Genomic DNA, 9,653 nt, shown 5'->3' with positions numbered 1-9,653 from the left:
TAGCGTACGATTTTTTCCGAATTCTGCGGGCTCCCCAACATGCGCGTGCTGAGGCCGGACCACCTTCATTCGAAAATCACAAAGTCTTCGGCTTTGATCGTGGCGCTGTTGAAGTCGAACATGGATGTGTCTGCGTAACGATTGGGCGCTTCTACCAAAATGATGCGATCGACGATTGCGTCGATATGCTTCTTGTCCAGAAACTTTGTATTAAAAATGTTGATCCCGATGTAGCCATGGCGGGTGAGCACATAGACACTTTGATCAAAATAGCGCACCGCCTCGTTGCCATTATCGCTGACCAGCTGAGTTCTATAAGAAATGCGCGGATTGGCATGTTCGGTGGCAAAAGCTGGCGGTTCAATCAAAGCAATTTTGGTGTTCATTCCGTCTATGATTTCGTCGCCAATTATTTCCTGTCGATTTTTGATGAGTTCAGGCAGTAGTGTCTTCTCGACAAAGGATTTTGAGAGATATCCGGCTTTCATCTCTTTGGAGATTGTGATGAATTCCGTGATGTTTTGCGGATTAACAAGAATAATCTCAAGCGGCGGGCAAGAAGTCGATATTTCCATCTCCACCAGAAACCGGCAGGCTTGTGTGTCGTTCTTGCTCATCAGATAATTTTTAAAGCCAAACTGATCAAGTGGATCCACCCTAACAGGCAACCTTTTGTTGGCTCGACTGGGCCGATCGCCCGGTAATCCCAGGTCCATTATATTGCGTCTTTCCGGCAGGACAACGCTGTTGATTGATCCCCAATCAGTTGGAAGTGGCAGAGATTGCCGTTCAAAACCTTCTCTCAAGACTCCTCTCACATTATCGATGTGTTGTGCGAAGCCCGGTGCAACAGGACCGCTTAGGAGCATAGTCAGTAAGACCAGAAAGCGTGTGGCGAATGTTTGTACGGTCATTTGTAACCTCATGGGTATGGATTTGGGAGGAGGGCGGATCAATCAACGAATTTGCGGATGCACGAAGCCATTCAGTCGCTCGGTGTTTCCGAGAGCTGTCTAAAAAGGCTTGAAGCGAGTAGAGTGAGGCGAGCTGTCAGCGACGGTTATGAAAACCGTCAACTGCTGCCTCAGGCAGTCAGCAAAACAGGGGGGCGCCTTGCAGATTAACGCTGAGATCCTGCCAGCGCGCGCAAAAGCGCACAGCCCTTTGGTAAATGGTGGGTGTTGGATTGAGGATGAAATATGTTCGAGCGCTATAAGCGTTCGCTCGTAGAGCAATGGCGTTCGGACCAAATTGGCTTAGCCAGTGGTGCACTTCCTCATCCTGTCCGCCTGCGCGCAATGAGTTTCGATGAAAGAGGATGGCAGTCCGGCCTTTGGCCAGCGCTTTTGCTTCTTCCAAAGTGATACGAAGCGCATGATCGGCACGCATCGGCTTGCCCTTATCGATCAGCCCCATTTCCGGATCAGCAAAGATGAGATCACAGTCCCGAAGATCACGAACGACGCCATCAAACCACGCTTTGCGATAACTTACGCGTTGGGGCCAGTGAACGCGGTCATATTGAAGAACGCTCAAGGAGTGTACGGCGCTGATAATCCCCGATCGTTGCAATGCATTTACGGAACGCCGGCCGGAACGCACGAGTGAATGCAATGCGTCAAAAACGTCTGGATCAAGCTGTCGCCAGCGATCGGGTAAGTCGAGATAACCGGTCTGCAGGCCCGCACTTGGTCGCGCCGTGTCAGGAACCAGATACCAGGCTATGCCGAGGCGATGGCCATCAGACAAAGCACGCAGCAGCGATAATTTGAGGTAACAGCCAATCTCACCAACACGCTGATGTCTCATGAAATCCCACAATGAAAAAACCTTGAATGAACACTATAGATTGTAGCGCTATAGAGTTCAACAGCTATTCATTCTGGATTTTGAAAGGGCGTCTGGAATGACCGAAATTAGTGCATCCCTCCCCACAGCGTTGCAACAGGTCCGCAAAGCTAAGAATCTTAGTCAAGAAGCTTTCTCGGAGGTTTCAAGCCGAACATATATGAGTTCTTTGGAGAGAGGGCTAAAAAGTCCTACCCTCAAAAAAATCGAAGGGATTTGCTCTGTCCTTAATGTTCATCCACTCACTTTGCTTACGCTAGCTTATTCAGATGAGGGATCGGTTGGTTCAAATAGCCTGCTTAATATAGTAAAAAGACAAATCGAAGAACTGGAATTGTAAGGTGAGAATGCGGGCGAGCTAGATTGCACAAAATTGAGTTATTTATACCGCGTTGCACTTGGGCTTGGTGTCGAAAGTTGGATTCTGTTGCAATCCAACTGAAATTAAAACGAAAATCGACGATCTAAGTGCCGTCCAAATATGTTAGAAGTACCCCATGATGAGCGGGATGTTCCTTGTGCTCTATCGCCTCAACATCTTGTGATTCAACAAAATTTTGAATCATTCGACACGTACTGATTCAAAACATTCATTGGATATTGTATGAGCGATGAATCAGACTCTTGTGTATGACCAACACAACTTTCATGCACGTCGATCTGCAGCGCCGAAACCCGTCACAAAACATGGCGCGTTTTTATGGCTTGTCTGTTGAGACTGATCTGTTTGGTCTTTGGGTTTTAACTCGTAACTGGGGGCGAATTGGCAGCTTCGGCCAATCAAAATGCCAATCATTTGATAGCTCGCAAGATGCTTGTTCCGCGCTTGATCGCTTGCATCGTCAAAAATTGAAACGGGGCTATATGCCAGTCTGATCCAGAGTTCTTTTGTATGCGTTCTTCCTGTACTGAATTAGTTTGGCCCTAGCTTTGCTGTGCACAGTTGAATTCTTTACGGGTTTTCGTGATTAGATTGTATGGATTGATCTAGAATCCTGATGATTATCAACGCTCTCGCAAAGAGGGGCTGCTGACAGCGTCGCTTCAGACTTATAAAATGACCGTTTCTTGTGGATTGAAGTCGATTGGGTAGTTATCGGGGACACGTCATATACCCTTGAGCTGGAACATTCTGACAAGTCTTATTCTAAAGGGTCGCGGGTAATGGATACCTTTGTGTGTATCGTACTTGATTTGTTTGCGAATTGACATTTTCACGCAAATTACGTAATTTGCGTGAAATAACAGGAGGTAAACCATGCCAGAGTTTAGAGCCGTGCCCGCGAGCGATTTTTCGCGTAATTTTGGTCGTTACCAAGATGAGGCGATCAAAGCTGGCGTCATCAGCGTAACGAGCCACGGACGGGTCGTTGGCGCTTATCTTTCCGCTACTGAACTTGAACATTTTGAGCGCCTTAAGCTGAGAGAACGTCAAGTCCTCAAGACAGGAGAACTCGACGACCAAACACTTGCAGCTATTGAGGCGGCTGAGTACGGCGTTACACGGTGAGTATTCCTCTACCAACACCAGGTCTCGTTATTCGTTACAGCTTCCTTTGGAGCTCCGAACATGACGCCGGAGCCGACGAAGGCAAAAAGGACCGGCCGTGCGCGATCGTGGTTGCGGTTCCTCAGGGCGACAAAGGGCAAGTTCGAACTATTGTTGCGCCGATCACGCACTCGGCTCCCGTTGACCCAAGCACATCGCTCGAAATTCCAGCCAACGTTTGCAAAAGCTTAGGCTTGGATAGCGAACGGCATTGGATTCGCTTTGATGAACTCAATCGTTTTACATGGCCGGGCTATGACCTTCGTCCAAAGCCGGACGGCACCTACCAATACGGAATGTTGCCGCGTGGGCTTTTTGAAGCGCTGAGAAATGGGATTGTCGAGGTTCACAGAGCTCGACGTGCACAATTGGTACCGCGAGACGAATAATTCAATGATGCTCTTAATCCTGTCGACGTGAGCATTCAGTTCCATAATAACAATTATGCAATCGAAGGATATAACAGGGGTACATTCTATTTTAAACTGCAACATGCCAATGAATTCATGTGGTTAGCCATGGAGGAAATTGGATGTCGAATTGCTATTCGCAGATCACTTTGTCCGAACGTCGCCGTCTTTTCGAACTTAAACAGCTCAAAGTCCCGCTCGGCGATATAGCGCGGCTGATGGGTCGCCATCGCTCGACGATCTATCGCGAGATCAAGCGCAATCAGTTTCACGATGATGAGATCAAGGATTTAAACGGGTATTATTGTACTATTGCCGAGCAGAAATCCCGCGAGCGGCGTTCGAAGCAACGTAAGCTGATCCGGTATGATGAGCTACGGCAGTCCGTGATCGATCACATCAGCGATGGATGGTCGCCGCAACAGATTGCAGGGAGAATGCGATTGGAACGGCATCCCATCTCTGTCAGTCATGAAACGATCTATCAGTTTGTGTATTCTGCTGATGGTCGCAAAGAAGGGCTTTGGAAATATCTGCCTGAGCGCCGTGCCAAACGGCGTCCGCGCCATGCCCGACGTCGTCATGGGCGCCGCTTTCCGCCTGAACTGAGCATCCTTTATCGTCCAGACATGGTTGCCAAGCGCAAGCAGTTCGGCCATTGGGAGTGCGACACTATCCAGTTTCGCAAGAGGTTTGGCAACGCCAATGTAACGTCTCTGGTCGAGCGGGTGAGCCGCTTCACGGTTTTGTTGCGCAATAATGATCGTCAATCAAAGCCGGTGATGGAAGGTGTGATTAGGGTACTCCAACCCCTGCCCCAAATAGCCCGTCGCTCCATCACGTTTGATCGTGGCACTGAGTTTACAGAATGGGCTTATCTGCAGAATGGGATCGGGTCGCAAACATGGTTCTGTGATCCGCAGTCACCCTGGCAGAAAGGCACCGTTGAGAACACCAACAGACGCACAAGACGATGGCTTCCCCGAGATCTTGATCCGCTCACCCTCAGTGATCGAGACCTCGCCTTCATCTGTCATCGCCTCAACAATACGCCGCGCAAATGTTTGGGCTACAAAACACCTGCAGAAGTCTTTCGGCAAAAATTAATCGCAAACAGACATCGTTTTGCGTAAACTCAAACCGCAAAAGTCGCGCTTCAGCATGAGCTCACAGACTGCACCCGACCCGCAAAGCTAAAACATCACCAAAATCATATTGCCAAACGGGCGCCATCCAGACATGACAACACCGCATAGACAACTCGCTACCGTCGCCTGGAAGCGTTCGACTCTTGAAAAGCTTCAGCCTGCTTGACTTGAGAGCCGAAGGAATGGGACGTGTAACTTAACGTGACATCACCCAAAAAGTTTGCAACAGATCCAACCGGACCGGCTTCATTCAATTTTTGGAAGCAACTCACTAATGGACTTTTTGGCGTCGCCGTATAACATCCGGGTGTTATCCTTATAGAACAGCGGGTTCTCGATGCCGGAATAGCCTGTACCCTGGCCGCGTTTGGAGACGAAAACCTGCTTCGCTTTCCACACCTGTAGCACTGGCATGCCAGCGATCGGCGAATTCGGGTCTTCCTCCGCGGCTGGATTGACGATGTCATTGGAGCCTATGACGATAACGACATCTGTATTGGGGAAATCGTCGTTGATTTCGTCCATTTCCATGACGATGTCGTAAGGAACCTTTGCTTCCGCGAGCAGTACGTTCATGTGGCCCGGCAAGCGACCCGCGACTGGATGGATAGCGAAGCGCACCTCCTTGCCGGTGGCCCGAAGCTTGCGGGTCAGTTCGGACACGGCCTGTTGTGCCTGCGCGACTGCCATCCCATAGCCCGGAACGATAATGACAGAGCTGGCATCGTTGAGTGCATTGGCTACGCCCTCGGTATCGATAGCGATTTGTTCACCAGTGATTTCCATCGCTGGTCCAGCGACGCCGCCAAATCCGCCAAGAATGACCGAAACAAAGGAGCGGTTCATCGCCTTGCACATGATGTAGGAGAGGATCGCGCCCGAGGAGCCAACCAGCGCGCCCGTAACGATCAGGAGATCATTACCGAGCGTAAAACCAATCGCTGCAGCCGCCCAGCCGGAATAGCTGTTCAGCATCGACACCACGACGGGCATGTCGGCGCCGCCGATGCCCATGATCAAGTGGTAACCGATGAAGAAGGCGAGAAGCGTCATCAGGATCAGCGGCCAGACATCCGATCCACTCGCATAGATAACGAGCAGGATCAGCGACAAGATGGCAGCAGTTGCATTGAGGAGGTGTCCGCCCGGCAGTTTTTTCGCTTTGCCGTCGACCTTACCGGCCAGCTTGCCGAACGCGAGCACCGATCCGGTGAAGGTGACGGCACCGATGAAGACGCCAAGAAAGACTTCGACTTTCATGATGGCCATTTCAACCGGGGTCTTGTGGATGAGTATTCCGGCAAACCCCTCAAGTGCGGCCCGCGCAGTTTCCTCCATGTTGGCAACCCGCCAAATCTCAATATGGGCGTTGTAACCGATAAACACAGCCGCGAGGCCAACGAAGGAATGCAGCGCGGCCACGAGTTGCGGCATCTCCGTCATCTGCACTCGACTGGCCACGTAGTGCCCAAGCAGGCACCCGCTCGCAATCATCGCTAGAATGATAAACCAGTTGCTGACACCCGGACCGAATACAGTCGCAATCACGGCCAGAGCCATACCAGCGATGCCGTACCAAACGGCGCGCTTGGCGCTTTCCTGGCCGGACAGGCCTCCGAGCGAGAGAATGAAAAGAACAGCGGCCGAGATGTAAGCGGCCGAAACAATTCCGATGGTCATGTTGTTTACCCCTGATGCCTGATCACGACTTCTGGAACATGGCAAGCATGCGCCTTGTCACGAGAAAGCCTCCAACGATATTGATCGTCGCGACCAGTACCGAAAGCGCCGCTAGCAACACCACCAACCAGTTGCCTGAACCGATCTGAAGGAGCGCGCCTAGAATTACGATACCAGAAATGGCATTCGTCACGGCCATCAGTGGCGTGTGCAGCGAGTGGGAGACATTCCAAATCACCTGGAAGCCGATGAAGCAGGCAAGCATGAAGACGACAAAATGGCTCATGAAACTTGTCGGTGCGAACATGCCAACGATGAGCAGAAGTGCTGTTCCGCCGGCCAGGAGCAAGCCTTGCTTCTTGGTCTGCGATTTGAAGGCTGCTACTTCCCTGATATGTCTTTCTTCAGACGTCGGTTCCTTAACCTTCTCCTTCGGCTTTTGCGCAGCGATGGCTTGAATCTTAGGCGGCGGCGGAGGGAATGTGATTTCGCCTTCAAAAGTCACTGTGGCACCACGGACAACGTCGTCTTCCATGTTGTGAAAGATAATACCGTCCTTAGTCGGCGTCAGGTCCGTCATCATGTGGCGGATATTGGTCGAGTAAAGTGTTGAGGCCTGTGAGGCCATGCGGCTTGGAAAATCCATATAGCCAACAACAGTAACACCGTTATCGGTGACGATTTTCCGATCGGGAACCGTCAGGTCGCAATTGCCGCCCCGCTCGGCTGCAAGATCAACGACGACCGAACCTGGTTTCATCGCCATCACCATATCGGCCAGCCACAGCTTCGGTGCGTCGCGGCCCGGTATTAGCGCCGTGGTGATGACGATGTCGATCTGAGGAGCCAGTTCGCGAAATTTTTCCAACTGCTTTTCGCGAAATTCTGGCGAAGACGGGGCGGCATAACCACCGGTGGCCGCACCATCCTGCTGGCTTTCCTTAAAATCGAGATAGACGAATTCCGCGCCCATAGATTGGATCTGTTCAGCCACTTCCGGGCGAACGTCGAAGGCATAGGTGATCGCCCCAAGCGAGGTCGCCGTACCGATCGCGGCAAGGCCAGCAACGCCGGCACCAATTACCAGAACCTTGGCCGGAGGAACCTTTCCCGCAGCCGTCACCTGGCCGGTGAAGAAGCGTCCGAAATTATTGCCCGCTTCGATGATAGCACGATAGCCAGCAATATTGGCCATAGACGAAAGAGCATCCATCTTCTGTGCGCGCGAAATGCGCGGTACCATATCCATAGCGATTACATTTGCGCCCGTCGCCTTGGCCTGCTTGAGCAAGGCTGTATTCTGCGCCGGATAAAAGAAGGAGATCAGCGTCTGGCCGGCAGTCAGCCGGTCCAGTTCGGAAGTTTCCGGTGGACGGACTTTCGCGACTATGTCGGCTTGAGAGAATAGCGTGTCTGCCGTGTCAACGACGGTAACACCAGCTGCCCGATAGGCTTCGTCTGAAAAGCCGGCAAGCTTGCCTGCACCCTTTTCGACCAAGCACTCAAAACCCAACTTTTGAAGCTGGATTGCACTATCAGGCGTCAAACCCACCCGTGCTTCGCCGGCATGGATTTCCAGTGGCGTTCCAATTTTCATAGGTTATACCTCGACCAACATTTTTGGTCTGCATAGCATCCGAAGAGCTGCGATAGATTGTGTTTAATATTGACGCGTGAGGGCTGCGCGCAACTGATCAAGCGCCGGACTTCACTCAAATGAGTAAGAGCCATCGACGCAGTCGGCTCATGCAAACCAAACTGCCAAATCGCCTTCGATAATTGAATGGAGAGTCCTGGCCCGCCGCAAGGTGAGGTGGGCCAGAATACGTGGCTAGGCGCTACGGTAAAGCTTGGTCATCGAGAATTCGCGATGGCCGAGAGCTTCAGCGGCGGTGTTCCGACCATTTGCGGTCCGAACAATCATGTCGATCAAGGAGTCACCAGCTTCGTCGATAGTCATCTCGCGACGCAGGATACCTGAGACGTCGACGTCAACATGTTCGGACATGGTGCGGACCGTCCGCGGATTTGCGGTGATTTTGATGACGGGAACGATCGGGTTACCGATGACATTGCCTTGGCCAGTCGGGAACGTGTGGATCACATATCCGCCAGCTGCCATCAGTGTCACGCATTCGGCAGCCGCCGAGGAGCTGTCCATAAAGTAGAGGCCATTTCCGGCCGCTGGTGCTTCTGCAGCGTCAAGAATGTCAACGTACTTAGACGTACGACCGATCTTTTCAAGATTGCCGAGGGCCTTTTCTTCAATAGTGGTTAGACCACCCTCAATATTACCTTTAGTCGGCTGACTTTCCGACAGGTCATCTGTTTGGTGCGCAAAAATGACGTCGTCCGAATAAGCCTTCCACATCTTGTACCAACGTTCACCTACTTCCGGATTTACCGCGCGCTCTTTGCAGATATGCTCAGCGCCAGTGATTTCGGATGTCTCGCCGAAGCAGCCATATATGCCTTCGGGCAGGAGTTTGTCATACATGTTACCTACAGTAGGGCACGAGCCGAGGCCAGTCGTTGTATCGCTTTCACCGCACTTAGTGGAAATCCATAGCTCAGAGATTGAACACTCCTCACGCTGAAGCTCGGATGCGAAGTGAACAAGTTCCTTGGCCGCACGAGACGCATCCATGATGGTCTTCAGGTCGCCATTTTGCTCGATAGAGAAAGCAACAACAGGCTTACCAGTCTTGGCAATTCCGTCGGCGACACGCTTGGTCCAGCCAGGCTCAATGCCGATAACGACACATGCCGCGACGTTCGGGTTTGCGCCCGTGCCAATGATGGTGCGGAAGTGGAGTTCAAGGTCGGCACCAAACTGCAAGCGGCCATAGGCATGCGGAATGGCAAGCGTGCCCTTTATATTATTGGCGACGGCCTCGCAGGCTGCGTTCGAAATGTCGTCAACCGGCAGAATGAGAACGTGGTTACGTACACCCACACGGCCATTCTCGCGGCGGTAACCTTTGAAGGTCATGTTCGAATATTTCGTTGTCATCGACT

General features: G+C 51.7%; 10 protein-coding genes. 5 read left to right on the top strand and 5 right to left on the bottom strand.

Going from position 1 to position 9,653, the window contains the following annotated elements:
* Positions 1-65: 65 nt before the first annotated feature.
* Both CEV31_RS00410 and CEV31_RS00405 read right to left on the bottom strand, forming a co-directional pair.
* Positions 66-956 carry a hypothetical protein gene (locus CEV31_RS00410; RefSeq protein ID WP_143850882.1) on the bottom strand — a complete coding sequence of 297 codons (891 nt, stop codon included), beginning with the start codon at positions 954-956 and terminating at the stop codon, positions 66-68.
* 136 nt (positions 957-1,092) lie between these two features.
* Positions 1,093-1,809 (bottom strand): hypothetical protein, encoded by a 717-nt coding sequence (locus CEV31_RS00405; protein WP_094504946.1) that lies wholly within the window; start codon positions 1,807-1,809, stop codon positions 1,093-1,095.
* Between the two features lie 97 nt (positions 1,810-1,906).
* Here CEV31_RS00405 and CEV31_RS00400 point away from each other — a divergent pair, with 97 nt between their 5' ends.
* The 5 genes from CEV31_RS00400 to CEV31_RS00380 all read left to right on the top strand — a co-directional run bounded on the left by CEV31_RS00400 (position 1,907) and on the right by CEV31_RS00380 (position 4,940).
* Positions 1,907-2,188 (top strand): helix-turn-helix domain-containing protein, encoded by a 282-nt coding sequence (locus CEV31_RS00400; protein ID WP_094504945.1) that lies wholly within the window; start codon positions 1,907-1,909, stop codon positions 2,186-2,188.
* A gap of 290 nt (positions 2,189-2,478) precedes the next feature.
* Positions 2,479-2,724 (top strand): WGR domain-containing protein, encoded by a 246-nt coding sequence (locus CEV31_RS00395; RefSeq protein WP_094504944.1) that lies wholly within the window; start codon positions 2,479-2,481, stop codon positions 2,722-2,724.
* Positions 2,725-3,106: 382 nt separating this feature from the next.
* Positions 3,107-3,358 carry a type II toxin-antitoxin system Phd/YefM family antitoxin gene (locus tag CEV31_RS00390; protein WP_094504943.1) on the top strand — a complete coding sequence of 84 codons (252 nt, stop codon included), beginning with the start codon at positions 3,107-3,109 and terminating at the stop codon, positions 3,356-3,358.
* Entirely contained in the window at positions 3,355-3,786 is a 432-nt protein-coding gene (locus tag CEV31_RS00385; RefSeq protein WP_094504942.1) for a hypothetical protein, read from the top strand. The genes CEV31_RS00390 and CEV31_RS00385 overlap by 4 nt, the downstream gene beginning before the upstream one ends.
* A gap of 143 nt (positions 3,787-3,929) precedes the next feature.
* Complete coding sequence (locus tag CEV31_RS00380) at positions 3,930-4,940, top strand: IS30 family transposase (RefSeq protein ID WP_094504941.1); 1,011 nt, start codon at positions 3,930-3,932, stop codon at positions 4,938-4,940.
* Positions 4,941-5,201: 261 nt separating this feature from the next.
* Here CEV31_RS00380 and CEV31_RS00375 read toward each other — a convergent pair whose 3' ends face one another.
* From CEV31_RS00375 to CEV31_RS00365, 3 genes are all read right to left on the bottom strand, one after another.
* On the bottom strand, positions 5,202-6,635 hold the full coding sequence (locus CEV31_RS00375) for an NAD(P)(+) transhydrogenase (Re/Si-specific) subunit beta (protein WP_094504940.1): 1,434 nt from the start codon (positions 6,633-6,635) through the stop codon (positions 5,202-5,204).
* Positions 6,636-6,657: 22 nt separating this feature from the next.
* Positions 6,658-8,232, bottom strand: coding sequence for a Re/Si-specific NAD(P)(+) transhydrogenase subunit alpha (locus tag CEV31_RS00370; protein WP_094504939.1), 1,575 nt, complete (start codon positions 8,230-8,232; stop codon positions 6,658-6,660).
* A gap of 234 nt (positions 8,233-8,466) precedes the next feature.
* Positions 8,467-9,648, bottom strand: coding sequence for a UxaA family hydrolase (locus CEV31_RS00365; protein WP_094504938.1), 1,182 nt, complete (start codon positions 9,646-9,648; stop codon positions 8,467-8,469).
* Positions 9,649-9,653: the final 5 nt, after the last annotated feature.

This window comes from Brucella thiophenivorans (genome assembly GCF_002252445.1).
In the GTDB taxonomy this organism is placed as follows: domain Bacteria; phylum Pseudomonadota; class Alphaproteobacteria; order Rhizobiales; family Rhizobiaceae; genus Brucella; species Brucella thiophenivorans.
Note: the sequence above shows the minus strand (reverse complement) of the source record. Positions and strands in the feature narration are given on the sequence as shown.

Excerpts from the sequence above, each read along its gene's own strand:
- CEV31_RS00405 (WP_094504946.1), bottom strand. The coding sequence starts at position 1,809 with ATGAGACATCAGCGTGTTGGTGAGATTGGCTGTTACCTCAAATTATCG.
- CEV31_RS00400 (WP_094504945.1), top strand. The coding sequence starts at position 1,907 with ATGACCGAAATTAGTGCATCCCTCCCCACAGCGTTGCAACAGGTCCGC.
- CEV31_RS00395 (WP_094504944.1), top strand. The coding sequence starts at position 2,479 with ATGACCAACACAACTTTCATGCACGTCGATCTGCAGCGCCGAAACCCG.
- CEV31_RS00390 (WP_094504943.1), top strand. The coding sequence starts at position 3,107 with ATGCCAGAGTTTAGAGCCGTGCCCGCGAGCGATTTTTCGCGTAATTTT.
- CEV31_RS00380 (WP_094504941.1), top strand. The coding sequence starts at position 3,930 with ATGTCGAATTGCTATTCGCAGATCACTTTGTCCGAACGTCGCCGTCTT.
- CEV31_RS00375 (WP_094504940.1), bottom strand. The coding sequence starts at position 6,635 with ATGACCATCGGAATTGTTTCGGCCGCTTACATCTCGGCCGCTGTTCTT.
- CEV31_RS00370 (WP_094504939.1), bottom strand. The coding sequence starts at position 8,232 with ATGAAAATTGGAACGCCACTGGAAATCCATGCCGGCGAAGCACGGGTG.
- CEV31_RS00365 (WP_094504938.1), bottom strand. The coding sequence starts at position 9,648 with ATGACAACGAAATATTCGAACATGACCTTCAAAGGTTACCGCCGCGAG.